The organism is Pelagibacterium sp. (genome assembly GCF_965249125.1).
Taxonomy (GTDB): Bacteria; Pseudomonadota; Alphaproteobacteria; order Rhizobiales; family Devosiaceae; genus Pelagibacterium.
Genome location: NZ_OZ252217.1, coordinates 3571617 through 3597403, shown reverse-complemented (window position 1 = coordinate 3597403; position 25787 = coordinate 3571617). Strand labels below are relative to the sequence as shown.

Below are 25787 nucleotides of genomic sequence, written 5' to 3'. Positions count from 1 at the left end.
TTTATGAAAGCAACAAGGTTGATGATGAGCAGCGCCGTGCTGGCTCTCGCTCTTGGGTTGGGCGCGCCGGCACTGGCCCAGGATATCGATTTCGGCGACAATTCGAGCACTTGGGCCGATGACGACCAGTGCGACGATCCACGCTTTGAAGGCCCGGGCGCGGCGCTGATCCGCAGCCCGGTCGATGAGATGCGCGACGCCGCCGATTGCCAGGCCGCATACGAGGCTGGCGAGATCACCCTTGTTGCGGCCGACGAGCCCGCCGCCCCGGCCTCTCAGGATGCAGGCGAGATCGACTTTGGCGACGATTCGGGCGTCTGGGCCAACGACCAGGAGTGCGACGACCCCCGTTTCGGCGGTACGCTCGACAGCCATTTGATGGCCGACGCCACCGACTGCCGCACGGCTTACGAAGCCGGAGAGGTAACCTTCGAGGCTTCCGATGAGGTCAGCGGCGCGGTGCAGCCGGGCGGCGACATCGATTTCGGCGACGATTCAGGCAATTGGGCCAATGACGGCGAGTGCGACGATCCACGCTTCGGCGGCGCGCTGGCCAGCCACGAGATGGCCGACGCCACCGACTGCCGGACGGCTTACGAAGCCGGTGACGTGACCTACACGGGCTCAGATGACGCGAGCAGTGATACCGCCACTGGCGATATCGACTTCGGCAACGACGCGGGCACCTTTGCCAATGATGGTGAATGTGACGATCCCCGCTTCGGCGGCTCGCTGACCAGCCATGAGATGGCCGACGCAACCGATTGCCAGACGGCTTACGAAGCCGGCGAGGTGACCTACACCCCATCCGACGACGCCGGGACCGACGTCTCAATCGACGACATCGATTTCGGCGACGATTCAGGCAATTGGGCCAATGACGGCGAGTGCGACGATCCACGCTTTGGTGGGGGCCTCGACAGCCACCTTCTGGCCGATGCCACCGATTGCCGCGAGGCTTTCGAAGCCGGAGACGTGACCTATCTCGGTGACGGATCAGGCGCCATTATCATCGACGGCATCGATTTTGGCGATGATTCGGGAACCTATTCCAACGACGCCGAATGCGATGATCCGCGCTTTACGGGCTCGGGGGTCGGCGTGGCGCTCGATGACCATTTGATGGCGGACGCTACCGATTGTTCCACAGCTTACACCGAGGGCACAGTAACACTGGTCGAAGAGGCTTCGGACGGCGACTTCCGCATCAATTTCGGCGACGATTCAAGCGCTTCGGCCTATGACGGCGTGTGCGACGACCCGCGCTTCCAGGGGCGCGGCGGAGCGCTCGAACTGCTCGAATCCAACATGCTCGCCGATGCCACCGATTGCCGGGCCGCCCATGATGCAGGGACTGTGACCTACAGTCCCTGAGCCTGGGGGTTGCAAAACAAAAAAGGCCGCATCCCCTTGTGGACGCGGCCTTTTTTTGTGCGTGACGGGCTTTGCCGTCAGATGTGGATCGACCCATCGCCCAGGCCCAGCGCGGCTTCGCGCACCGCTTCGCTCATCGTGGGATGGGCGTGGCAGGTGCGGGCCAGATCCTCGGCCGAGCCACCGAACTCCATAAGCACGGCGGCCTCGTGGATCATCTCGCCCGCCCCCTTGCCAACGATATGGCAGCCCAGGACCCTGTCGGTTTCCTTGTCGGCGAGGATCTTGACAAAGCCCTGTGGCGCCAGCATCGCCTTGGCCCGACCATTGGCGGTAAAGGGAAATTTCGCCGCCTTATAGGCGATACCATCGGCCTTGAGGTCCTCTTCGGTCTTGCCGACCGAGGCGACTTCGGGGTTGGTGTAAACCACGCCGGGGATGACGGAATAGTTCACATGCCCGGCCTGGCCGGCGAGGATTTCGGCGATGGCGACGCCTTCGTCCTCGGCCTTGTGGGCCAGCATCGGCCCGGCGATCACATCGCCGATCGCGTAGATGCCGTCGAGATTTGTCTTGTAATGTCCGTTAGTTACGACCCGGCCGCGCTTGTCGCGTTCGACGCCGATCTCATCAAGGCCGAGCCCGTCGGTGAACGGGACGCGGCCGATCGAGACCAGCGCGATATCGGTCTCAAGCGTGGAAGCCTCGCCGCCCGCGGCGGGTTCCAGGGTTGCGACAAGACCGGAATCGGTCTTTTCGATGCCGGTGACTTTCGTGCCGAGTTTGAAGTCAAACCCTTGTTTTGAAAGCATTCTCTGGAACTGTTTGGCGACGTCGAGATCCATGCCGGGCAGGATGCGATCGAGGAATTCGACCACGGTTACCTTGGCGCCGAGGCGGGCCCAGACCGAGCCGAGTTCCAGCCCGATGACCCCGGCACCGATAACCAGCAGGTTATCAGGCACCTTATCGAGCTTGAGCGCGCCGGTCGAGGTGACGATTTTGTCCTCGTCGATCTCGATGCCCGGCAGATTGGCCGACACCGAACCGGTGGCGATGACGATGTTTTTCGTTTCGATATCGGTCGCCGAACCATCCTCGGCGGTGACGGTCACCTTGCCCTGCGCGGCAATCTTACCAGCGCCCTTGAACGCCGTTATCTTATTCTTTTTGAACAGATATTCGATGCCGCCGGTGTTGGACGCGACAGTATCGTCCTTATGCGCCATCATGGCGGGCAGGTTGAGCTTGGGGGCGCCCACATCGATGCCGAGCTGGGGGAAGGCATGGCCGGCTTCCTCGAACATTTCCGAAGCGTGCAGCAGGGCCTTGGACGGAATGCAACCGATATTGAGGCAGGTGCCCCCGAAACTCGGCCATTTCTCGACAACGGCGACCTTCATGCCAAGCTGGGCGGCGCGAATGGCGCAGACATACCCGCCCGGTCCCGTGCCGATTACGGTAAGATCAAATGTGTCGGCCATCAGTTCATGTCCTCAAATCAGTCGATGTTTGCGGCGGCTGTCTTAAACGATCAGCCCGATTGTCATGGCGACCAGACCCAGCGCGGCCAGGATCCAGACCATGGAGCGGAAATAGGCAATACCTTGAAGATACAAGGGAATATAGACGATGCGGCCCACGACATAGAGCGCGGCGCCGCCCTGGGTCAGCCAGTCCGAACCACCTGAAATCACCGCCGCCAGCGCCAGGGCGATAAAGGCGGGATAGGTTTCGAGATAGTTCTCGACCATGCGCTTGGCCCGCCCGGCCCGGCCGGTCAACGGCTTGTCCTCGTCGCGCGGACCGGCATTGTATTCGCGGCCCAGCTGCGCGGTCAAAAGCAGGGCCTGGATGGTGATCTGCGCAAAAAGCAGCACGACCGAACCCACCACCATCCATAACTCAAAGGTCATGCTTTGAACGCTCCCCTTGGGCAATGTTGGCTCGAAAATCTATGGACTTGAGTGTTCGGTAGCCCAAGATTGCCAAACATTGCCGTTTCGGTGTTTCTGCCCTTCGAAATGGCCTAGAGATCGAGGACCAGACGCTGCGGATCCTCGAGGCTTTCCTTGACGCGGACCAGGAAGGTGACCGCTTCCTTGCCATCGACGATCCGGTGATCGTAAGAGAGCGCCAGATACATCATGGGGCGGACAACGACCTGTCCGCCGACCACGACGGGACGCTCCTGGATCTTGTGCATGCCCAGAATGCCCGACTGGGGGGCGTTGAGGATCGGGGTCGACATCAGCGAGCCATAGACCCCGCCATTGGAGATGGTGAAGGTGCCGCCCTGCATGTCGGCCATGGAAAGCTGGCCGTCGCGCGCCGCGCGCCCGAGCCGGGCGATTTCCTTTTCGATCTCGGCGATGGTCATCTGATCGGCATCGCGCACCACCGGCACGACGAGACCCTTTTCGGTGCCAACGGCGACCCCGATATGGGCAAAATTCTTGTAGATGATGTCGGTGCCGTCGATCTCGGCATTGACCGCCGGGATTTCCTTGAGCGCATGGACCACGGCCTTGGTGAAAAAGCCCATGAAGCCGAGTTTGACGCCGTGCTTTTTCTCGAACAATTCCTTGTAGGAATTGCGCAAATCCATGACCGGCTTCATGTCCACCTCGTTGAAGGTGGTGAGCATGGCGGCTGTGTTCTGCGCGTCTTTCAGACGCTTGGCGATGGTCTGGCGCAGACGGGTCATCTTGACCCGCTCTTCCCCGCCCTGATCCTCGGCCCGCGCGGCGCGCGGAGCGGCGGGGGCCGGAGCCTCGGATTTGGCCGTGCCGGTGTTATCGAGCGCCTTGAGCACGTCTTCCTTGAGAACCTGGCCGCGCTTGCCCGAACCGGCGACCGAAGATGGATCGACGTCCCTTTCGGCCATCAGCTTGGCGGCGGACGGCGCGGGGGGCATTTCGGTCTTGGCGGCGGGCGCCGGAGCCTCGGCGGGCTTTGCCGCTTCTTTGGGCGCTTCGGCCTTCTGGTCTTCTTTGGGCGCCTCGGCCGATTTGGCCGGGGCGGCGCCGGCGGCGATCGCGGCGATCAGCGCGCCCACTTCGACGGTATCGCCCTCATTGACCGAAATCGCTTCGAGCGTGCCCGATACGGGAGCCGGAACCTCGATGGTCACCTTGTCGGTTTCAAGCTCGACAATGGGCTCGTCGGCCGAAACGGCATCGCCGACCTTCTTGAACCATTGGCCGATGGTGGCTTCGGTGACGCTTTCGCCCAGGGTCGGGACGCGGACTTCAGTGGACATCTCTTAATATCCTTATTCGATTTGGGGCCCCGGCACGAACCGCCGGGTCTCTTCAATCTTGGGTTCTCTGTTACTCGAAGGCTTCGTCAAGGAAGGCCTGCAGCTGGGCAACATGGGTGCGCATCAGGCCCGTTGCGGTCGAGGCCGAAGCCGGACGGCCCACATAGCGCGGACGCCCGCCCGGACGGCCCATCTGTTCGAGCACCCATTCGATATAGGGCTGAACGAACGACCAGGCGCCCATGTTCTTGGGCTCTTCCTGGCACCAGACGACTTCGGCGTTGGTAAACCGGCTCAACTCGTCGATCAGCGCCTTGGCGGGGAACGGGTAGAGCTGTTCGAGACGCATCAGATAGACATCGTTGATGCCACGCTTTTCGCGATCTTCGAGCAAATCGTAATAGACCTTGCCCGTGCAGATCACCACGCGCCTTATCTTGTCGTCGCCCACCAGATTGATCTCGGTCTTGGGCAGGCCCGGTGCCTCGGCATCGTCCCACAGCAGGCGATGGAAGAAGGTGTCCGAGCCCATTTCGCCAAGCCCGGATACGGCCCGCTTGTGGCGGAGCAGCGATTTGGGGGTCATGATGATGAGCGGCTTGCGGAAGTCGCGCTTGAGCTGCCGGCGCAGCGCATGGAAATAATTGGCCGGCGTCGTGCAGTTGAGCACCTGCATATTGTCTTCGGCACAAAGCTGCAGGAAGCGTTCGGGACGGGCCGATGAGTGCTCTGGCCCCTGGCCTTCATAGCCATGCGGCAACAGCATCACCAGACCGCTCATGCGCAGCCATTTGCGCTCGCCCGAAGAGATGAACTGGTCGATGACCACCTGGGCGCCGTTGACGAAATCGCCGAACTGGGCTTCCCAGACAGTGAGCGCGCTGGGCTCGGCCAGCGAATAGCCGTATTCGAACCCGAGCACCGCTTCTTCCGACAGCAGCGAGTTGATGACTTCGTAGCGCGACTGACCGTCAACCAGATTGTTGAGCGGGGTGAAGGTGGATTCGTTTTCCTGATCGTAGAGCACCGAATGGCGCTGGGAGAACGTGCCGCGTTCCACGTCCTGACCCGACAGGCGGACCGGGTGGCCGTCTTCGAGCAGCGAGGCGAAGGCCAGCGCTTCGGCGGTGGCCCAGTCGATGCCCTCGCCCTCGGCAATCATCTTCTTGCGGTTGTCGAGGAACCGCTGGACGGTGCGATGGGCGTGGAAATCCCCCGGAACGCTGGTCAGCTTTTCGCCCAGCGATTTCAGGCGCTCCATGTCGATGCCGGTGACGCCGCGGCGCGGGCCATCGACTTCGGCAAGCTTGATGTTCTTCCAGGCGCCATCGAGCCAGTCGGCCTTGTTGGGGCGATAATCCTGTCCGGCCTCGAACTCGCTGTCGAGCGTGGCGCGCCAGCCGGCCTTGAGCTGTTCGAACTCCTCGCTGGTCACGACACCTTCTTCGATCAGCTTGTTGCCGTAGATTTCCAGCGTCGTCTTGTGGCCGCGAATGGCCTTGTACATCAGCGGCTGGGTGAAGCTGGGCTCATCGCCTTCATTGTGGCCGAACCGGCGGTAGCAGAACATGTCGATGACGACGGGGCGCCCGAACTTCTGGCGGAATTCGACAGCGATCTTGGCGGCATAGACAACAGCTTCAGGATCGTCGCCATTGCAATGGAAGACCGGGGCCTCGATCATCTTGGCCACGTCGGTCGGGTAGGGAGACGAGCGCGAGAAGTGCGGCGAGGTGGTGAATCCGATCTGGTTGTTGACCACGAAATGGATCGACCCGCCGGTGCGGTGACCCTTCAATCCCGACAGCGCGAAACATTCGGCAACCACGCCCTGCCCGGCAAAGGCCGCATCGCCATGCAGCAGCAGCGGCAGGACGGCGGCGCGGTCGGTGTCGCGCGTGTCGGCGACGAAACGCTCGTCCTTGGCCGAGAGCTGATCCTGCTTGGCGCGGGCCTTGCCCAGCACCACCGGATTGACGATTTCGAGATGGCTGGGGTTGGCCGTAAGCGAAAGGTGAACCGTGTTGCCGTCGAACTCGCGGTCCGACGATGCGCCAAGGTGGTATTTGACGTCGCCTGAGCCTTCGACGTCGTCGGGGTAGAACGCGCCGCCCTTGAACTCGTGAAACAGCGCGCGATGGGGCTTGGCCATCAATTGGGTCAGAACGTTCAGGCGCCCGCGATGGGGCATGCCCAAAACGATGTCCTTGACGCCCAGGGCGCCGCCGCGCTTGACGATCTGTTCGAGCGCCGGGATCAGCGATTCCCCGCCATCGAGCCCGAACCGCTTGGTGCCGGTATATTTGACGTCGAGGAACTTTTCGAACCCCTCGGCCTCGGCGAGCTTATTGAGGATCGCCCGCTTGCCCTGGGGGGTGAAGGTTATTTCCTTGTCGGGCCCTTCGATACGCTCCTGGATCCAGGCCTTGGCCTCGGGATCGGAGATGTGCATGAACTCGATGCCCAGCGTGCCGCAATAGGTGCGCCTGAGGATTTCGAGCATCTGGGGCACTGTGGCAAATTCGAGCCCGAGATAATTGTCGATGAAGATCTCGCGGCCGTAATCGGCCTCGGAAAATCCATAGGCCGCCGGATCGAGTTCGGGCGCTTCCTCGCTCTTTTCCAGCCCGAGCGGATCGAGATTGGCGTGCAGATGGCCGCGCATGCGATAGGCCCGGATCATCATGATGGCGTGGATCGAATCCCGCGTCGCCTGCATGACCGCTTCGGTCGAAACCACCGCGCCGCCGGCCTTGGCCTTTTCGGTGACTGCCTTTTGGGCCTTGACCGCCACTTCGCCCCAATTGCCGTCGAGCGCCGAGATCATCTCGCCATTCGAGCTGCGCGGCCAATCGGCGCGCTGCCAGCTGGGGCCATCGGCGTTTTTCGTCACGCAATCGGCACTGTCGGCAAGATTGTCGAAGAACTCCGCCCAGCTCGGATCGACGCTCTTGGCATCGCTCTTGTAGCGGGCGTACAGCGCGTCGATGTAATCGGCATTGCCGCCATAAAGGAAGGAAGTGAGGAGGAACGCTTCGTTCTGGTCCTGTCGTGCCATTTCGCTCTCGATTGGGGGTCCCGATCCCCCGTGCTTAAAATGCAATTCAACCCTGCCCGTATGGGCCGCCAATTCGGGTCGAACTATGACGGCGACGCCGTCTCGTTTTGGTTAACCGGGACCTAAGTCCCGGTTCCCAATAACATTGTCGTGTCTCAGCCCCTAAGGACCTCGACCAGCGTGGTGCCCAGACGGGCCGGCGAGGGCGAAACCCTGATGCCCGCCGCTTCCATGGCGGCGATTTTCGATTCCGCGTCGCCCTTGCCGCCCGAGACCACAGCGCCGGCATGGCCCATGGTCTTGCCCTTGGGCGCGGTGCGGCCCGCGATGAACCCGGCCATGGGTTTCGAGCGGCCCTTTTTGGCTTCGTCGATCAGGAACTGGGCGGCGTCCTCTTCGGCCGAGCCGCCGATTTCGCCGATCATGATGATGGATTCGGTAGCATCGTCGGCCAAAAACATCTCGAGCACGTCGATGAACTCGGTGCCCTTGACCGGATCGCCGCCGATGCCGACGGCCGTGGTCTGGCCAAGGCCTTCATTTGTGGTCTGGAACACGGCTTCATATGTAAGCGTGCCCGAGCGCGACACAATGCCCACCGAGCCCTTGCGGAAGATCGAACCGGGCATGATGCCGATCTTGCATTCTTCCGGGGTCAAAATGCCGGGGCAGTTGGGGCCCAAAAGACGCGAATTTGACTTCTCGAGGCGCGCCTTGACCCGCACCATGTCGGAGACCGGAATGCCCTCGGTGATGCAGGTGATGAAACCAATTTCGGCTTCGATGGCCTCGATGATGGCATCGGCCGCGCCCGCGGGGGGCACATAGATGACCGAAGCGTCGGCCCCGGTCTTTTCGCGGCCCTCGGCGACGGTCGCGAAGATGGGAAGCTGTTCCCCGCCGGCGCCCGACCAGGTCTCTCCGCCCTTTTTGGGGTGGATACCGCCGACCATCTTGGTGCCGTGATAGGCCAGCGCCTGTTCGGTGTGGAAGGTCCCTGTCTTGCCGGTCAGGCCCTGGACGAGGATCTTGGTGTTCTTGTCAACGAGAATGGACATGTCTTTGGCTTAAATCCTGTCTGTTCGGGCTTTAGGCGACGGCCGCGACGATCTTCTGGGCGGCGTCATCGAGATCGTCGGCGGCGGTGATCGCCAGCCCCGATTCGTTGAGGATTGTCTTGCCCTTCTCGACATTGGTGCCTTCGAGGCGCACGACCAGCGGAATGGTCAGGCCCACTTCCTTGACGGCCGCGACGACGCCCTCGGCGATCACGTCGCACTTCATGATGCCGCCGAAGATGTTGACAAGAATGCCCTCGACCTTGGGGTCGGCGGTGATGATCTTGAAGGCCGCGGCGACCTTTTCCTTGCTGGCACCGCCCCCGACGTCACAGAAATTGGCCGGCTCCTTGCCGTAGAGGTGGATGATGTCCATGGTCGCCATGGCCAGGCCGGCGCCGTTGACCATGCAGCCGATATTGCCGTCCATGGGCACATAGGCCAGGTCCCATTTGGACGCTTCGATTTCCTTGGCGTCTTCCTCGGTTTCGTCGCGCAGGGCGACGATGTCGGAATGGCGGAACAGGGCGTTGCCGTCAAAGGAGACCTTGGCGTCGAGCACGCGCAGATGGCCATCGGTCATCACGATCAGCGGGTTGATTTCGAGCAGCGCCATGTCCTTTTCGACAAACGCCTTATAGAGCGCCGGGAACAGGGATTTGGCGTCCTCGGCGGCGGCGCCGTCGAGCTTAAGGGCAGCGGAAATCTCGGTCACGTTGGCGGCGGTGACGCCCGCTTCGGGGTCGATGGCCACGGTGATGATCTTTTCGGGCGTGTCGTGGGCGACCTGCTCGATATCCATGCCGCCTTCGGTCGAGACCACGAACGCCACCTTGCCCACCGAGCGGTCGACAAGCAGCGAGCAGTACAGCTCACGATCGATATCGGCGCCGTCCTCGATATAGAGGCGGTTGACCTGCTTGCCCGCATCGCCGGTCTGGGCGGTGACCAGGGTATTGCCGAGCATTTCGCGAACGTTGGCCACGACCTCGTCGATCGACTTGGCAAGCCGCACGCCGCCCTTGGCGTCGGGGCCGAGTTCGGTGAACTTGCCCTTGCCGCGCCCGCCGGCGTGGATCTGGGACTTGACCACATAGAGCGGACCGGGAAGCGATTTTGCAGCCGCTTCGGCCTCGTCGGCACTCATGATGGCCACGCCCCTGGCGACGGGGGCGCCGTAGCCCTTGAGCAGTTCCTTGGCCTGGTATTCGTGAATGTTCATCGCAGGTTCGAACCTTTTTTCGTGTTCGGCAGAAAAGGGAAAAGCCCGGAGCGGGTATCTCCGGGCCGGATCGGTTACGCCAGCTTGGGCGCGATCTTCTTGCAGGCCTCGACAAGCCCGTCGACCGAAGCGACCGAGGCGTCGAACATCTTCTTTTCAGAAGCGTTGAGCTCGATCTCGACGATCCGCTCGACACCGCCAGCCCCGATCACCACCGGCACACCGACATAGGTGTTGGAAAGGCCGAACTCGCCCGAAAGATGGGCCGCGCAGGGCAGGATGCGCTTTTTGTCCTTGAGGTAACATTCGGCCATTTCGACGGCCGAAGCGGCGGGGGCATAGAAGGCCGAACCGGTCTTGAGCAGGCCGACGATCTCGGCGCCGCCATCGCGGGTGCGCTGGATGATCTGGTCGAGCTTGTCCTTGCTCATCCAGCCCATCTTGACCATGTCGGGAAGCGGGATACCGGCGACGGTGGAGTAACGGGCCAGCGGCACCATGGTATCGCCATGGCCACCCATGACGAACGCGGTGACGTCCTGGACCGAGACGTTGAGCTCGTCGGCGATGAAGTGACGGAAGCGCGCGCTGTCGAGGACGCCAGCCATGCCGACGACCTTTTCGGCCGGAAGGCCTGAGAATTTCTGCAGCGCCCAGACCATGGCGTCGAGCGGGTTGGTGATGCAGATCACGAATGCCTCGGGGGCGTACTTTGCGATGCCGGCGCCGACCTGCTCCATGACTTTCAAATTGATTTCCAAAAGATCGTCGCGGCTCATGCCCGGCTTGCGCGGCACGCCGGCGGTGACGATGACCACGTCGGCGCCTTCGATGTCCTTGTATTCGGACGTGCCCTTGAGGGTGGAATTGTAGCCTTCGACCGGGCCGGACTGGGCCAGGTCGAGCGCCTTGCCCTGGGGCACGCCGTCAACGATATCGAACAGCATGACGTCGCCAAGTTCCTTGAGCGCCACCAGATGTGCGAGTGTCCCCCCGATCTGACCGGCACCGATCAGAGCGATTTTCTTACGCGCCATGAGCAAGTTTCCCTATAGGTAAAGTAACGTTTTCCTCGCGCCCTCCATAGACCTTGTGACCTTTGGACGCAAGTGAACCCTTCGTCTAACGATGAGGATTGTGGAATGCGGCGAGGCTGGGGGTACTGAATCCCGGATCAGGTCCGGGATGGCAACGAAGAGAGGGAAACGACGGGGCAAACAGCGGATCCATACTTTCCCTATCGCGTCAATTAAGTCAGGAAGACTGACCTGAACCGGCGCGCAGGGGCTGGGCGATATAGTCGGCGGACCGCATTTCTTCCAGCCGCGACAAACAGCGCGCGAACTCGAAACGCGTCTTGTCGTCCTGGGCGAGCTCGTCGAGCGGAGCGGCAAAGCTGGCGGCGAGCTTGATCCCCCGGTCGTAGAGCGTGTCGACGAGCAGGATGAAGCGTTTTGAAGCGTCCGATTTCAGGCGCGAAAACACCGGCACATGGTCGATCATGACTGTGTGGAAGCGATTGGCGAGCTTGAGATAATCGCGCGCGCCGAGCGGGCGTTCGCACAGATCGGCGAAATCGAAACGCGCGACGCCCATGGCCTGGGCGGGCACGGTGATGACCCGCCCCAGGCTTTCGATGGCATCGGGTTTCGGCTCGGCGCCACCGACCAGATGGCCGAACAACCCATCCATCTGCGCGTCGGTCTCGGCACCGTTCCCGATCTTGTACACATCCCGCGCGTCGAGTTTTTCGCGCCGGTAATCGGTGTCCGCGTCGAGGTTGAACACATCGGCATGGGCCGTGAGCAGGTCGATGAAGGGTTCGAAAAGCTGGCGGTTGAGCCCGTTCCAATAAAGCTTTCCGGGGGGAATGTTGGAGGTGGCGACGACAACGACCCCATCGGCGAACAGGATCTCGAACAGCCGGGAAAGCAGCATGGCGTCGGTGATGTCGGAAACGAAGAATTCGTCGAAGCACAAAAGCCGCACCGAGCGCGTGATCGGCCGCGCCACCGCCGGGATGGGATCGCGCGCGCCCTTTGTGTTGCCGTTTTCAGCCCTGTAGCTGGCGATCGCCTCGTGCACCTCGTTCATGAATTCGTGGAAATGCACGCGCCGTTTGGCAGCAACCGGGACCGTTTTGTAAAACAGGTCCATGAGCATTGTCTTGCCGCGGCCCACATCGCCCCAGATATAAAGCCCGCGCGGGGCTTCGCGCTTGCGCCTGAACAGCGAGGCGATGACCGATCCCGAGCGCGCTTCGAGCCGTTCGAGGCCCTCGGCCACCTCCTGGAGTTTTTCGACGGCGCGTTTCTGCGCCGCGTCGGGCTTGACCTGCCCGGCGACGATCATGTCGGCATACGCATCGACAATGGAGCCCGACGCCCCTTCGCTCCCGGTCAAGCCGCTGCGTCTTTCACACTAAATCCGCTCATTGGCCCCCGATATTCCCTGTGGTCGCGCTCCCGAACCGAAAAAGTGGTGTCCACTTTTTCTGGGAACGCTTCTAGAGCATTTCAGCGCTTCCTTGAATCGCTTCAATTGCTCTAAGTCTTTGTTTTATCGCGCTTCCGAACCGGATAAGTGGTAGCCACTTATCCTGGAAGCGCTCTAACCAACCATCGAAACGGACTGGCCGCCCGACAGCGTGCCCACGAACCGGTTACCGCTCTGGAACAGCGTGCCGATCAATTCATCGCTCTCATTGTAGAACTGGATCTGGTTGCCCAAAAGACTCCACGAGGTCACGTCCGCAAGGCCCTCCACCAGGCAACCCGGCGTCGACGCCCGATAACGGCCGGTGGACCCCTTGGCGGTGTAGGTGAGGTTGAGACGGCACTGTTCGGCGCCAACCATAACCGTCCAGCCGCCCAAAAGCTGCTCGATGGTGACCGAGCCGGTCAGATTGCGCCCGCCCGTTGTGTTGCCGGGGCTGCCCACATCGTCGAGCATGAAGCCGGGCGAACTGGTGGACATGCTGCCATCGAGCGATGCCGTATTGCCCGGTACAGTGGGAGTGCCGGTGGTCGAGGGCGGGTTTTGCGGCAGAACGGCCGAGCCCTCGATTGGCGGCAGATCGGAAGTGGAAACCGCGCCGGTCTGCACGGGCTGAAGCATGGGCGGCGGCGGCGTGGCCGTGACGGTGGGTGCCGACCGGCCGAACGAGGTCGGCGAACAGGCGGCAAGTACGCTGACGGCACCGATGACCAGCACCGGCCCAAGCGATCTTTTCAAGGTTCCAACCATGAGGGCTCCATATATCGGATCGGACGGCGCGCCTGGGGGGAACGCAAAGCCTCCCGGGCCGTTCCAGACAGCACGAAGGCGCTGCCTGCCATCCGCTTTAAGGCGGGAGCGGCCAAGACTCAAGTCCCGCCATCCGCTCCAAAGGGTTCGGCGTTAACTATTGTGGCCAATATGGCGGTTATGGGACAAGGTCCCTGCAACCGCTTTCAAAGGACAAAGGGGGAAGTCCATGGCCGTTTATGCCCGGGCCAAATCTTTGATGGCCGGCCTCACCGGCAGCTTCTGGTTCGTGCCCCTGATCATGGCGCTGGCCGGACTGGCGCTTGGCAATCTGCTCGTTTTCATCGACAGCCTCGACGCGCTCTCGCGCCTGCGCGACCAGTCCTTTTACCCCCGGTTCGGCCCCGCCGGCGCCAGGGCCGTCCTGACAACCATTGCCGGGGGCATGATGACCATGGCCTCCCTGGTCTTTTCGCTGACCTTTGTGGGGCTGACCCAGCTCTCTGGCCAGCTCGGACCGCGCGTGTTGATGATGTTCATGGAGGATCGCGCCACCCAGCTTGTGCTGGGCGCTTTTGTGGGGGTGTTCCTGTTTGCGCTGGTGGTGCTGGGAGAGGTGAGCGAACTCGACGACGGCTTTGTGCCGGACCTGGCCGTCGCCGCCACCATCGTCATCGCCACCGGCGCTTTCGGGCTGGTGATCTATTTCGTCCACCACATGGCGCTCGCCATACAGGCCGACGTGATCGTCGCAGATTTGGGCAAGCGGTTCACCAAAGCCATCGGACGGGTCGCCGAAAGGGCGCAGAAATGCGACATCGCCACGGCCAACCGTCACATTGCCGATTTCGACGGCTTTGCCGGCGCCCCCGTTCCCGCGCCCGCCAGCGGCTATATCCGCCACATTGCCTATGACCAGCTGCTCAAAACCCTCGGCGAGGAGGGCCTGCGGCTGGTGATCGACCTGCGGGTCGACGATTATGTGGGCGAAGGCATGCCCATCGCCCATGTGGAAGGCCCCGCCCCCGACATCGGGGCGCTGGCCGGGTGCTTTACATTCGGGCCCCGGCGCGACGTGCTTCAGGAAGCGACCTACGAGGCCCGCGCGCTGATCGACATTGCCTTGCGGGCCCTGTCTCCCGGCATCAACGATCCCAACACCGCGGTTGCCGCCATCGACCACATGAGCGGAGCCCTGTTGCCGCTGGTGCGCTCGGATGGCGTGCCGCGGGTGCTGTTGACGGCGGACGGGCGCGCGGCGCTCAAGCGCCCCGATCTGGGACTGGGCCATTACCTCGATCTGATCGTGCCCGCCCTTCTGCCGGCCATGCGCACCGATACGCTGGCCACCGAGCGGCTGATCGAACTGCTGATCCTTCTCGACCGCGTCAGCCGCCAGGATCACCAGCGCGAAGCGATCACAAAATGGCGCAAGGTGATGGCGCGCGACGTCGACAATCACGAACTGCCTCAAACCATGGTCGATTGGCTCAGGGACAAGGCGGCGCAGTGAGGGGCGGACCAGCTTTTTTCACCACTGTCATCCCGGGCAAAGACCCGGGATCCAGCAAGCGGCAGAGTCGGCGGCTTTGTCTTGGGCGCTCAGTGTACTGGGCCCCGGGTCAAGCCCGGGGTGACCATGGTGGGGAAGGCGCTGTTGGGGTTTTCATCGGCGCTGTCCCGGCGATGGGGAGGTGGGCCGGCTTTGGCGGACTCCGTGCGGGCTGAACAAGGATCGCGCTATTTCGACATCATGTCCTTCAATAGCGCTTCGGCCAGCGGTTGGGCGTCGCGGGCCTCGTGGGTGGGGACGGCAATGGCCAGGCCCTTGCCGGTCAGCCCCGTCCCGATGCCCGGCAGCCCGCCATCGGCGATTTCGCGCGGCGAGAAGCCGTGGGCGCGAAGCGCGGTGACCATGAGCCGGGCGACCGATTCGCGTTCGACATAGACGATGGTTTCATAATCGGTCATGGCCGGCTCCTTGAACAAAAAGTCAATGAACGCAACGCGGACGGTTCAAGAACTTGGGTCCATCCTATCCCCTTCGCTGCCCTGGCGAAAGCCGGGGTCCATGCGAGCCGCCTCACGCGCCGGGGCGCGCGGCTCAAGCTGTTGGATCCCGGGTCAAGCCCGGGACAGCGGCGGCGGGCAACGGCGCCGGTTCAGGCCACCTTGCGTTCGACCATCATCTTCTTGATTTCGGCGATCGCCTTGGCCGGGTTGAGCCCCTTGGGGCAGACCTTGGCGCAGTTCATGATGGTGTGGCAGCGATAGAGCTTGAAGGGGTCTTCGAGAATGTCGAGACGTTCGGAGGTGGCCTGGTCGCGGCTGTCGATCAGCCAGCGATAGGCCTGGAGCAGCACGGCAGGGCCGAGATATTTCTCGCCGTTCCACCAATAGGACGGGCACGACGTCGAGCAGCACGCGCACAATATGCACTCGTAAAGCCCGTCGAGCTTGGCGCGGTCTTCCTTGGACTGCAGCCATTCGGTGTCCGGCGTCGGCGTCTTGGTCTGCAGCCAGGGCTGCACCGATTTGTGCTGTTCGTAAAATGTCGAAAGGTCGGGCACCAGATCCTTGACCACCGGCATGTGGGGCAGCGGATAGACCTTGATGGGGCCCGACGACACCTCGTCCATGCCCTTGGTGCAGGCCAGCGTATTGGCGCCGTCGATATTCATGGCGCACGAACCGCAAATGCCCTCGCGGCACGAGCGGCGCAGGGTGAGCGTGGGATCGATGTTGTTCTTGATCCACAAAAGCCCATCCAGAATCATCGGCCCGCAATCGTTTAGATCGACGAAATAGACATCGATGCGCGGATTGTCGCCGGTGTCGGGATCGTAGCGATAGACGTGATACTCACGCAGATTGGTGGCGCCGTCCGGCTTTGGCCAGGTCTTGCCCTTTTTGGGGCGGGAGCGCTTGTCGAGGACGAGTTCAGCCATGTATCGTTCGCTCCTTAGTAAACGCGGGCCTTGGGCGCGATCTTTTTGAGATCGATGCCGTCGGTCAAAGGATCGACGTGAACCGGGCGGTAACCGAGCGTCACCTTGCCCGCCTCGTCCACCCAGCTCAGCGTGTGCTTGCGCCAGTTGACGTCGTCGCGGTCGGCGAAATCCTCGCGGGCATGGGCGCCCCGGCTCTCCTTGCGCGCCTCGGCCGAATAGACGGTGGCAATCGCGTTGGCCATGAGGTTTTCGAGCTCGAGGGTTTCAACGAGATCGGAATTCCAGATCATCGAGCGGTCGGTGACCTTGACGTCGGCAAGTTCGCCCCAGATGTCCGAAATCCGCTTGCAGCCCGCTTCGAGCGTTTCCTGGGTGCGGAACACGGCGGCGTCTTCCTGCATGGCGCGTTGCATCTTGTCGCGCAGCGTTGCCGTGGGCGAGGCGCCATTGGCGTTACGCAGCCGGTCGAACCGGGCGAGGATCCTGTCGTCCTGGGCGGCGTTGATCGCCGGGATCGGGGCGGTCCGGTCGATCACCTCACCGGCCCGCAACGCGGCGGCGCGGCCGAACACCACCAGATCGGTCAGCGAGTTCGAGCCCAGCCGGTTGGCGCCGTGTACCGAGGCGCAGGCCGCTTCACCCACCGCCATCAGCCCCGGCACGACGCGATCGGGATCGGCCTCGGTGGGGTTGAGCACTTCGCCATGATAATTGGCCGGGATGCCGCCCATATTGTAGTGGACGGTGGGAATGACCGGGATCGGCTCGCGGGTGAGATCGACACCGGCAAAGATTTTCGCCGATTCCGAAATGCCCGGCAGGCGCTCGTGCAGCACTGCGGGATCGAGGTGGTCGAGGTGCAGGAAGATGTGGTCGCCCTTGGCGCCCACGCCCCGCCCCTCGCGGATTTCCATGGTCATGCAGCGGCTCACGACGTCGCGGGAAGCCAGATCCTTGGCGTTGGGGGCATAGCGCTCCATGAAGCGCTCGCCCTCGGAATTGACCAGATACCCGCCCTCGCCGCGCGCGCCCTCGGTGATCAGGCACCCCGAGCCGTAAATGCCGGTGGGGTGGAACTGGACGAACTCCATGTCCTGGAGCGGCAGCCCGGCCCGGGCCACCATGCCGTTGCCGTCGCCGGTGCAGGTGTGGGCCGAGGTCGCCGAGAAATAGGCGCGCCCGTACCCGCCGGTGGCCAGAACCACCATCTTGGCGCGGAAGCGGTGGATGGTGCCGTCGTCGAGCTTCCAGGCGATGACGCCCTGGCATTCGCCATTTTCGCCCATGATGAGGTCAAGCGCGAAATATTCGACGAAGAATTCGGCGTTGTTGCGCAGCGACTGGCCGTAAAGCGTGTGCAGAATGGCGTGGCCGGTGCGGTCGGCGGCGGCGCAGGTGCGCTGCACCGGGGGGCCTTCGCCATATTCGGTCATGTGGCCGCCAAAGGGGCGCTGATAGATCTTGCCCTGTTCGGTGCGCGAAAAGGGCACGCCGTAATGTTCGAGCTCGTAGATAGCGGCGGGCGCCTCGCGGGCCAGATATTCCATGGCGTCATTGTCGCCCAGCCAGTCCGACCCCTTGACGGTATCGTACATGTGCCACTGCCAGCTGTCGGGGCCCATGTTGGAGAGCGAGGCGGCGATGCCGCCCTGCGCCGCGACCGTGTGCGAGCGGGTGGGGAAGACCTTGGTGACGCAGGCTGTCGAAAAGCCCTGCTCGGCCATGCCCAGCGTGGCGCGCAGTCCCGCGCCGCCGGCGCCGACCACCACGACGTCATAGGCGTGGTCGATGATCTGATAAGCCGAAGCCATGAGCGAAATTAACCTCCGAAGGCGAGGACGAGAACCGCGCCCAGGGCGACGACGCCCACAAGAACGGTGAAAATGGTGTTGGCCGCCTTGGCCAGCGAATGATTGCGCGGCTCGTGGATGTAATCCTCGATCACCTCGTTCATGCCGTTGCGCATGTGGATAAAGGCGATGGCGAAAAGAACGATGGCGGGGATGGAAACCAGCGGATTTGAGAAAATCGCCGTCATTTCCGTCCGGTCGGCGCCCGCAAGCGAAACGACCAGCCAGATCAGGAACCCGACAAGGACGATGTTGATGGCGCCGGTGACGCGCTGGAGAATGAACGCGCCGGTGCCTTTTTCGCGTGGATTGGTCTGCATTGCCGTCCCCCTAGAACCAGACGAACACGGCCCAGACAAGGACCGTGGCCAAAACCGAGAAAATCAGCGTGGCAAGGGTGATGGCTTCGCGGCTCGCCGCGTCGAACCCGGCGCCGAAATCCCAGATGAAATGCTTGATGCCGCCCGCCATGTGGTGAAACAGCGTCCAGGTGTAGAGAAACAGCCCGATCTGGATGATGGGATGGCCAAAGAACCCCTGCACCGCCGAAAGCTGATCCTGGCCCAGCGCCGCCGCCCCCAGCCACAGCGCAAACAGCACGGTGCCCATGTACAGCCCGATTCCCAGCGCGCGGTGCACGATCGACATCGTCATGGTGAGGGTGAAGCGATAGACGGAGAGATGCGGGGACGTGGGTCGGAATTGCGCCATTGCCTGCCTCGATCTGGCCCCGCGCCGAGCGGTCGGGGACGCTGAGCCGGTTGCCCGGCAGAAAACTTGCGGCCAACTTCTAATCGCGCTTTCCCCATTCGTCAAAGGGCCGCGCTTACGTCTTTGGTCGGAAAATGGCAAACGTCATGCCCGCTAAAATATTGACTTTTAAGGTCATATTTTCTCTGCGGGCTGGACAAGGACAGCTAAGTCAAGGCAAGTATGGATAAATGTCAGCCAGGTTTACCTACCAGGTAAAGTGCCATGCCCGAAACCTCTCCGATCGCCATAAAGTCCAAAAAAATCCTCGCTTCGGCCTGGGGCAGCCTGACCGAGTATGTTTTGGGGGTCAAACGGGCCGACGGCGCGCCCGTTCAATTGGTCCGCGAGATCTATGACCACGGCAGCGCGGCGGCGATTCTGCTGCTCGACAGCGAGCGCAGGGTCATGACGCTGGTGCGCCAGTTCCGGCTGCCGCCCCACCTCAATGGCGAGGACGGCAACATGATCGAAGTGTGCGCCGGGCTGCTCGACGGGGATGACCCCGAGACCTGCGCGAAAAAGGAGGCGCTCGAGGAGACCGGGATCGTGCCCTCGAGCCTGCGACCTGCTTTCGAGATTTACGCCAGCCCCGGCTCTCTGAGCGAGAAAATCCACTGCTTTGTCGGCTTTTACGACGCGGCATGCCGGCGTGGACCCGGCGGCGGACTGGCCGAGGAAGGCGAAGAGATCGAGCTTGTCGAGATCGGCTTCGATGCGGCGCTGGACATGATCGACAATGGGCATATCGTCGACGCCAAGACCGTCGCGCTGATCCAGCACGCGGCACTCAAGGGGTTGCTGTCCACTTCCTAGCCGTGGAGCCTCAAGAGGTTGTTTCGGGTCAGGTTGAGTCGACTGATCGGTGTTTGCGACTTTGGGCTGCCGTGCTGTCTGCGCCAATTGTAGCGATGGAGCCATATGGGCAATTGCTCTGCCCTGTGGTTTGACGTTGGATAGGCGATGACATAGGCCCATTCGCGCAAGGTGGTCTGGACGGATTTGATCTGGCGTCTACATTTCGGTCTGAGCGCCTTCCGCAGCCGCCTTGACGGGATTTACCGGCGGTTCTTCGCGCGGCGCGTATTTGTTGAGCAGGGGCAACTGGCTCATGGCGAAAGCCATGGTCAGCGGCATGATACCCCAGACCTTGAAGGCCACCCAGAAATCGTCGGAAAAATTGCGCCAGACGATCTCGTTGAGCGCGGCGAGGACGAAAAAGAAGATGCCCCAGCGCAGGGTCATGAGATACCAGCCGCGGTCCTGGAGCTTATAGACTTCCCCGAAAACGTAGCGCAGCAGCGATTGGCCGAATGCCAACCCTCCAAGCAGCACCGAACCGAACAGCACATTGGTGATTGTGGGCTTGAGCTTGATGAACAGCGCGTCCTGAAAATAGAGCGTCATCCCGCCGAAAACCAGCACCACGACGCCGGTGACCAGCGGCATGACCGGGATGGTTTTTAGGATCAGCTTGGAGAGCACGAGCGAAACGGCCATGGCGACCATGAAAACGGCGGTCGCAAAGATTATCGGCTGGGTGAACCAGGTTTGAAGCGCCGGGAACGCCTCAAGGATGTTCTCGCCCTGAGCATTTACGATGAAAAAAACCACCAGCGGGCCCAGCTCCAAAGAGAGCTTGGTCAGCGCGGGCTTTAGGTCCTCAATCCCCGCTTCGGCGGGTTTGGGTTGGCTTTGCGCCATAATCTTACTCCTTGCCCGCGATTGCGCGGGCGAAATCCGTGGCCCTGAAGGGCTCGAGGTCGCCTATCGATTCCCCGACGCCGATGAAATGGATGGGCAGGCCGAATTTTCTTGCGATGGCGACGAGGATGCCTCCGCGCGCCGTCCCGTCCAGCTTGGTCATCACGAGGCCCGTCACCCCAGCCTTTTGACCGAAGATTTCGACCTGATTAAGGGCATTCTGGCCCGTTGTGGCATCCAGTGTCAAAAGCGTGGCGTGCGGTGCGTCCGGATCACGCTTTTTGATGACCCTTATGATCTTTTCGAGCTCGTCCATCAATTCGGTGCGATTCTGAAGCCGACCCGCGGTGTCGATGATGACCACGTCGGTTCCGGTGTCCTGCGCCTTGGCGACAGCGTCGAACGCCAGGCCCGAGGCATCGGCGCCGGTCGGGCGGGTCATCACCTCGACGTCGTTGCGCTGACCCCAGACCTGGAGTTGCTCGACAGCGGCGGCGCGGAACGTGTCGCCGGCGGCCAGAAGCACCGATTTTCCCTCGGCCTTGAGCTTGGCGGTCAGCTTGCCGATGGTCGTTGTCTTTCCTGAACCGTTGACGCCAACCATGAGGATCACGAAGGGGTTTTTCGTGCCATCGATGGTGAGGGGCACCGCCACCGGGCCGAGTGTGGCTTCGACTTCGGCGGCGAGTACGGCGCGCACGTCTTCTGTGGAGACGTCCTTGTCGAATTTGTCGGCACGCAATTTTTCGGTGATCGCCATAGCCGTATCGATGCCCAGATCGGCGGCGATCAGTGTGTCTTCGAGGTCCTGCAGTGTTGCTTCATCGAGCTTGCGCTTGGTGAAGATCGCGCCGATCGAAGAGGTGAGGTTGTCCGAAGACCGTTTGAGACCGGCACCCAGGCGCTGAAGCCAGTTCCGTGGCTCTGCCGGTTCATCTTGTACCGGGGCGGGAGCCGGCTCGGGTTCATTTGCTGCGGGCTCCTCCGGATCGGAAGCAATTTTATCCTCAATGGTATCGGGTCTATCGAGCGGATCGGTTACATCGTCCGGCGTGGGCGGTTCGTGCGCAGGGGGATTGGGATGGCCGCGTTCGAGCCATTCGGCCTGCATTTCGGGCGGGGCGGCGTCGCGGGAATCCTCGGTCGCTTCCGTCGGCTCGGGTGCCTGTGCTTCACGCTCCTCGCGCAGGGCAGCCAGCGCCTTCTCTTCGCCAGGCTGCTCTTGGGTGGCCCGTTCCATTGCCTCTTCGGCATCCGATTTCGGCTGGGGCTTTTCACCGAACAGGCGTCCCCAGAAGCCGGGCTTTTTGTCTTGGGTCATGCAGCAACCTTGTCGCGACGGGCAATCAACCCGTCCGCGGATATTCCATCGATTTCGGCCATAACGATATCGCCGGGCCGTCCGCGCTCAACGGCGACGGGAATGAACTGTTCCGTGCGTCCCATACCGTCGCGTTCGACGAGAATGCTTTCGGTCTTTCCGACCCGGGAGGCACACAGCCTTGCAAATTGGGTCTCGCCAAGCGCCCGCAGCCGTGCGGCGCGGTCCTTGCCGATACGCCGGGAAATTTGGGGCATTTTCGCCGCCGGAGTCCCTTCGCGTGGGGAAAACGGGAAAACATGGAGATAGGTCAGATCGGCTTCGGTGACGAACCGCAGCGTATTTTCAAACATCGCATCGGTCTCTGTCGGAAACCCCGCGATGATATCGGCGCCGAACACCATGTCCGGCCGTAGACCGCGCAGCTTGTCGACGATGCCGAGCGCATCGGCGCGGCTATGGCGGCGCTTCATGCGCTTTAGGATCATGTCATCGCCCGATTGCAGCGACAGGTGCAGGTGCGGCATCAGGCGCTGATCGGTTACGGCGTCGTAGAGCGCAGGGTCGGCCTCGATGGAATCGATCGAGGAAATCCGCAGGCGCGGCAGGGCCGGAACGTGCCTGAGGATCGCTTGGGTGAGCCTGCCCAGCGTGGGCATGCCGGGAAGATCGCCGCCATAGGAGGTGATATCGACCCCGGTCAGCACCACTTCGGCATAGCCATTGTCCACCAAGCGCTTGATCTGGTCGACGACGACCCCCATGGGCACCGAGCGCGACGGGCCGCGGCCGAAAGGGATGATGCAGAATGTGCAGCGGTGGTCGCACCCGTTCTGGACCTGGACAAAGGCGCGGGCCCTGCCATCGAGCCCGTCGATCAGATGGCCGGCGGTTTCGGTCACGCTCATGATGTCGTTGACCTGGACCTTGTCGTTCAGGGCCACGCCGAAGGCGATGGGCCGATAGCTTTCGGCTTTGAGCTTGTCGTTGTTGCCGATCACCAGATCGACCTCTTCCATGTCGCCGAAATCGCGCGCCTGGGTCTGCGCCGCGCAGCCGGTGACGATGATTTTCGCATCGGCGTTGTCGCGTCGCGCCTTGCGGATCGTCTGCTTGGCCTGGCGCACGGCCTCGGCGGTCACCGCGCAGGTGTTGATGATGATTGCGTTTTCGAGGCCGGACTTTTGCGCCTCGGCCTTCATCACCTCGGATTCATAGGCATTGAGCCGGCACCCGAAGGTTATGGTCTCTATGCTCATGCGGCATCCTCACCCAGAAGCGCTTGGGGAATGACGCCTTCACCATCCAGCGTCCAGGGGCCGGTCATCAGGATATGATCGTCGGACGCGCGCCATTCGATATCGAGGGGGCCGCCGGGCAGCTCGATGGTTACCTTGCGGCCAGTCAATCCCTTGCGGGCAGCGGCTACGGCCGTGGCGCAGGCGGCGGTGCCGCAGGCCAGCGTCAGTCCCGCGCCACGCTCCCAGACCTTGACCCTGACGCGGTCATCGGCGAGCACCTGGGCCAGCGTGATATTGGCGCGCTCTGGGAAGACGGGATGGTTTTCGAGCATGGGACCGAACTTGGCGAGATCGTGGGCCTCGAGATCATTGACCCAGAAGATTGCGTGCGGGTTACCCACATTGACCACAGAAGGGGTATGTAGAACCGGCTCGTCGATGGGACCGATCTGAAGTTCGATTCCGTTCGTATCGGCAAAAGGCTCGGCCAGTGGAATCTGGTCCCAGGCAAAGCGTGGTGTTCCCATGTCGACGGTCACGATATCGCCGGCGACGCTTGCGATCAGTATCCCCGCATTGGTGCGGATGGTGGTTGCGGTGGTTCCCAATTCCTGGGACATCAGCGCGGCGATGCAGCGGGTGGCGTTGCCGCAGGCATCGACTTCGCCGCCTTCGGCATTGTAAATGCGCATGAATACGTCGACGCCCTCGATCGTGTCGGGCTCCATGACGATCAGCTGATCGCAGCCGATGCCGTTGGCCCGGTCCGAAATGGCGATAATCTGTTGCGGCGACAGCGCAATCTTTTGCGCGCGCGCGTCCAGAACGACGAAGTCGTTTCCAAGGCCGTTCATCTTGAGATAGGGCAGCGGCGCTGTCATTTGAGGGCTTTTCGGCTCAACCAAGTGTCATCTTGGGCCTATATGGCGCAAAAGTCTTGCGATTTCCACCTCCCTGGCCAATCGCGCGGCAATTGACTCCGGTCCCATGCCTGCTTATAAGCCGCCTCGACCTTCTGTCAGAAACGATGGATTTGCGAGTCACTAGGCAACCCTAGAGGTTTCCGGTCAACATCCGCCAGCGCGTTGCGCCCGCGGGTGCGCTTTGCATTTGACCGCTTGGGACCCATATTCGCATCTATCCTGACACGAACGAAATGAGCGAAGTATGTTTGAAAGCCTGTCAGACCGCTTGGGCAAGATCTTTTCCGGGATCACCGGACGAGGTGCGCTGAGCGAAGCCGATGTGCAAGCAGCGCTGCGCGAAGTCCGTCGTGCGCTGATCGAGGCCGACGTTTCGCTCGAAGTTGTACGCGCCTTTACCGAGCAGGTCGGTGCAAGGGCCGTTGGCGCCGAAGTCACCCGTTCGGTCAAGCCCGGCCAGCAGGTCATCAAGATCGTTCATGACGAACTTGTTGCCGTCCTGGGTGAGGAAGCCTCGCCAATTTCGCTCAATGCCCCATCGCCGGTGCCGATCCTTATGGTTGGCCTGCAGGGCTCGGGCAAGACCACGACCACCGGCAAGATCGCCAAGCGGCTCAAGGACAAGCAGAACAAGCGCGTATTGCTTGCCTCGCTCGATACGCGCCGCCCGGCCGCCATGGAGCAACTCAAGACGCTCGGCGGCCAGATCGGGGTCGATGTGCTCGAGATCGTCCCCAACCAGTCAGCTATCGAGATCGCAAAACGTGCGATCTCGAGCGCCAGGACCGGTGGCTATGACGTGGTCATGCTCGATACGGCGGGCCGCACCCATATCGACGAAGAGCTTATGGAAGAGACCGCCGAGATCAAGCGCGTCTCCAATCCGCATGAAATCCTGCTTGTCGCCGACAGCCTGACCGGTCAGGACGCCGTCAATCTGGCGCGCTCGTTCGATGCGCGCGTCGATATCACCGGTATCGTTCTCACCCGTGTCGATGGCGACGGACGCGGCGGCGCGGCGCTTTCCATGCGGGCGGCGACCGGCAAGCCGATCAAGCTGATCGGTGTCGGCGAAAAAATGGATGCGCTGGAAGATTTCCACCCCAGCCGCATCGCGGATCGCATTCTGGGCATGGGCGACATCGTCTCGCTCGTCGAAAAGGCAGCGGCGAACGTTACCGCCGAAGACGCCCAAAAGATGGCCAAGAAGCTCAAGAAGGGTCAGTTCGATCTCGACGATCTGATGGGCCAGCTTTTGCAGATGAAGAAGATGGGCGGCATGGCCTCGCTCCTCAAGATGATGCCGGGCATGGGCAATATGGCCAAGAACCTGCCCAATGGCCGCACCGACGACAAGGTGTTCGACCGCCAGGTGGCCATCATCCAGTCGATGACCAAAAAGGAACGCGAAAAGCCCGATCTGCTCAACGCTTCGCGCCGCAAGCGCATTGCGGCGGGTTCCGGGGTCGAAGTTTCCGAAATCAACAAGCTCATCAAGATGCATCGCCAGATGGCGGACATGATGAAAAAGGTCTCGCGCGGCGGACCGGGCGGTCTGGCCGGCATGTTCGGCGGCATGGGCAAGCAGATGATGGGCGGAATGCCCGACATGGACCCGGCCCAGATCGAACAGATGACAAAGCAGATGGGAGCCGATCCTTCCAAGCTGCCCGATGATTTTTCCAAGCTGGTCAAGCAGGGCGGCGGCATGCCGGGCCTTCCCGGACTTGGCGGCTCGAAATTCCCGGGGCTTCCGGGACTGCCCGGATTGCCAGGCAAAAAGAAGTAACCGACTTAAACTCTATCCAAGCAGAAAGACAAAGAGAC

At 62.1% G+C, this 25787-nt stretch carries 22 protein-coding genes and 1 pseudogene; 4 read left to right on the top strand and 19 right to left on the bottom strand.

The features are described 5' to 3' along the window. The first annotated feature begins 3 nt into the window (after positions 1-3). Entirely contained in the window at positions 4-1374 is a 1371-nt protein-coding gene (locus tag ACP148_RS17495; RefSeq protein WP_421952763.1) for a hypothetical protein, read from the top strand. A 77-nt stretch (positions 1375-1451) separates the two neighbouring features. Here ACP148_RS17495 and lpdA read toward each other — a convergent pair whose 3' ends face one another. From lpdA to ACP148_RS17450, 9 genes are all read right to left on the bottom strand, one after another. Then, complete coding sequence (gene lpdA / locus ACP148_RS17490; protein WP_421952764.1) at positions 1452-2858, bottom strand: dihydrolipoyl dehydrogenase; 1407 nt, start codon at positions 2856-2858, stop codon at positions 1452-1454. 42 nt (positions 2859-2900) lie between these two features. Then, positions 2901-3290, bottom strand: a complete 390-nt coding sequence (locus ACP148_RS17485) for an MAPEG family protein (RefSeq protein WP_421952765.1) — start codon at positions 3288-3290, stop codon at positions 2901-2903. A 113-nt stretch (positions 3291-3403) separates the two neighbouring features. Next, positions 3404-4636, bottom strand: a complete 1233-nt coding sequence (gene odhB, locus ACP148_RS17480) for a 2-oxoglutarate dehydrogenase complex dihydrolipoyllysine-residue succinyltransferase (RefSeq protein ID WP_421952766.1) — start codon at positions 4634-4636, stop codon at positions 3404-3406. A gap of 70 nt (positions 4637-4706) precedes the next feature. Next, positions 4707-7694, bottom strand: coding sequence for a 2-oxoglutarate dehydrogenase E1 component (locus ACP148_RS17475; RefSeq protein ID WP_421952767.1), 2988 nt, complete (start codon positions 7692-7694; stop codon positions 4707-4709). 155 nt (positions 7695-7849) lie between these two features. Next, a complete protein-coding gene (gene sucD, locus ACP148_RS17470) occupies positions 7850-8752 on the bottom strand; it encodes a succinate--CoA ligase subunit alpha (RefSeq protein WP_421952768.1) in 903 nt (300 codons plus the stop codon). Between the two features lie 31 nt (positions 8753-8783). Continuing rightward, the gene (gene sucC, locus ACP148_RS17465) at positions 8784-9974 is read right to left on the bottom strand and encodes an ADP-forming succinate--CoA ligase subunit beta (protein ID WP_421952769.1); all 1191 of its coding nucleotides are present in this window, start codon (positions 9972-9974) and stop codon (positions 8784-8786) included. Positions 9975-10048: 74 nt separating this feature from the next. Continuing rightward, on the bottom strand, positions 10049-11011 hold the full coding sequence (mdh, locus tag ACP148_RS17460; RefSeq protein ID WP_421952770.1) for a malate dehydrogenase: 963 nt from the start codon (positions 11009-11011) through the stop codon (positions 10049-10051). A gap of 217 nt (positions 11012-11228) precedes the next feature. After that, positions 11229-12377, bottom strand: coding sequence for a cell division protein ZapE (gene zapE / locus ACP148_RS17455; protein WP_421952771.1), 1149 nt, complete (start codon positions 12375-12377; stop codon positions 11229-11231). Positions 12378-12584: 207 nt separating this feature from the next. Then, on the bottom strand, positions 12585-13208 hold the full coding sequence (locus ACP148_RS17450) for an AprI/Inh family metalloprotease inhibitor (RefSeq protein ID WP_421952772.1): 624 nt from the start codon (positions 13206-13208) through the stop codon (positions 12585-12587). Between the two features lie 241 nt (positions 13209-13449). Between ACP148_RS17450 and ACP148_RS17445 the strand changes: the two genes are divergently transcribed. Beyond that, positions 13450-14733 (top strand): DUF2254 domain-containing protein, encoded by a 1284-nt coding sequence (locus tag ACP148_RS17445; RefSeq protein ID WP_421952773.1) that lies wholly within the window; start codon positions 13450-13452, stop codon positions 14731-14733. 227 nt (positions 14734-14960) lie between these two features. On the opposite strand, the gene ACP148_RS17440 is transcribed toward ACP148_RS17445, so the two are convergent. From ACP148_RS17440 to sdhC, 5 genes are all read right to left on the bottom strand, one after another. Beyond that, positions 14961-15191, bottom strand: a complete 231-nt coding sequence (locus tag ACP148_RS17440; RefSeq protein ID WP_421952774.1) for a hypothetical protein — start codon at positions 15189-15191, stop codon at positions 14961-14963. Between the two features lie 191 nt (positions 15192-15382). Further along, positions 15383-16168, bottom strand: coding sequence for a succinate dehydrogenase iron-sulfur subunit (locus ACP148_RS17435; RefSeq protein ID WP_421952775.1), 786 nt, complete (start codon positions 16166-16168; stop codon positions 15383-15385). Positions 16169-16182: 14 nt separating this feature from the next. Further along, the gene (sdhA, locus tag ACP148_RS17430; RefSeq protein WP_421952776.1) at positions 16183-17982 is read right to left on the bottom strand and encodes a succinate dehydrogenase flavoprotein subunit; all 1800 of its coding nucleotides are present in this window, start codon (positions 17980-17982) and stop codon (positions 16183-16185) included. 8 nt (positions 17983-17990) lie between these two features. Further along, positions 17991-18341: a succinate dehydrogenase, hydrophobic membrane anchor protein gene (gene sdhD / locus ACP148_RS17425; RefSeq protein WP_421952777.1), complete on the bottom strand. Its 351-nt coding sequence runs from the start codon at positions 18339-18341 to the stop codon at positions 17991-17993. 10 nt (positions 18342-18351) lie between these two features. Beyond that, a complete protein-coding gene (gene sdhC / locus ACP148_RS17420) occupies positions 18352-18732 on the bottom strand; it encodes a succinate dehydrogenase, cytochrome b556 subunit (RefSeq protein ID WP_421952778.1) in 381 nt (126 codons plus the stop codon). A gap of 264 nt (positions 18733-18996) precedes the next feature. On the opposite strand from sdhC, the gene ACP148_RS17415 reads away from it, so the two are divergent. Continuing rightward, a complete protein-coding gene (locus ACP148_RS17415; RefSeq protein WP_421952779.1) occupies positions 18997-19587 on the top strand; it encodes an NUDIX domain-containing protein in 591 nt (196 codons plus the stop codon). Here the strand turns inward: ACP148_RS17415 and ACP148_RS17410 are convergent. The 5 genes and pseudogenes from ACP148_RS17410 to dapF form a co-directional block, all read right to left on the bottom strand. Next, a pseudogene (locus ACP148_RS17410) lies at positions 19584-19769 on the bottom strand (IS481 family transposase); the annotation flags it as partial. The gene ACP148_RS17415 and the pseudogene ACP148_RS17410 sit on opposite strands and share 4 nt — an antisense overlap. A 16-nt stretch (positions 19770-19785) precedes the next feature. Continuing rightward, positions 19786-20475, bottom strand: coding sequence for a septation protein A (locus ACP148_RS17405; RefSeq protein ID WP_421952780.1), 690 nt, complete (start codon positions 20473-20475; stop codon positions 19786-19788). Positions 20476-20479: 4 nt separating this feature from the next. Then, positions 20480-21796: a signal recognition particle-docking protein FtsY gene (ftsY, locus tag ACP148_RS17400; protein WP_421952781.1), complete on the bottom strand. Its 1317-nt coding sequence runs from the start codon at positions 21794-21796 to the stop codon at positions 20480-20482. Continuing rightward, on the bottom strand, positions 21793-23055 hold the full coding sequence (gene mtaB / locus ACP148_RS17395; protein WP_421952782.1) for a tRNA (N(6)-L-threonylcarbamoyladenosine(37)-C(2))-methylthiotransferase MtaB: 1263 nt from the start codon (positions 23053-23055) through the stop codon (positions 21793-21795). The genes ftsY and mtaB overlap by 4 nt, the downstream gene beginning before the upstream one ends. Beyond that, complete coding sequence (dapF, locus tag ACP148_RS17390; RefSeq protein ID WP_421952783.1) at positions 23052-23918, bottom strand: diaminopimelate epimerase; 867 nt, start codon at positions 23916-23918, stop codon at positions 23052-23054. Before dapF ends, mtaB begins: the two co-directional genes overlap by 4 nt. Positions 23919-24204: 286 nt before the next feature. Between dapF and ffh the strand changes: the two genes are divergently transcribed. Beyond that, the gene (ffh, locus tag ACP148_RS17385) at positions 24205-25749 is read left to right on the top strand and encodes a signal recognition particle protein (RefSeq protein WP_421952784.1); all 1545 of its coding nucleotides are present in this window, start codon (positions 24205-24207) and stop codon (positions 25747-25749) included. Positions 25750-25787 lie beyond the last annotated feature (38 nt).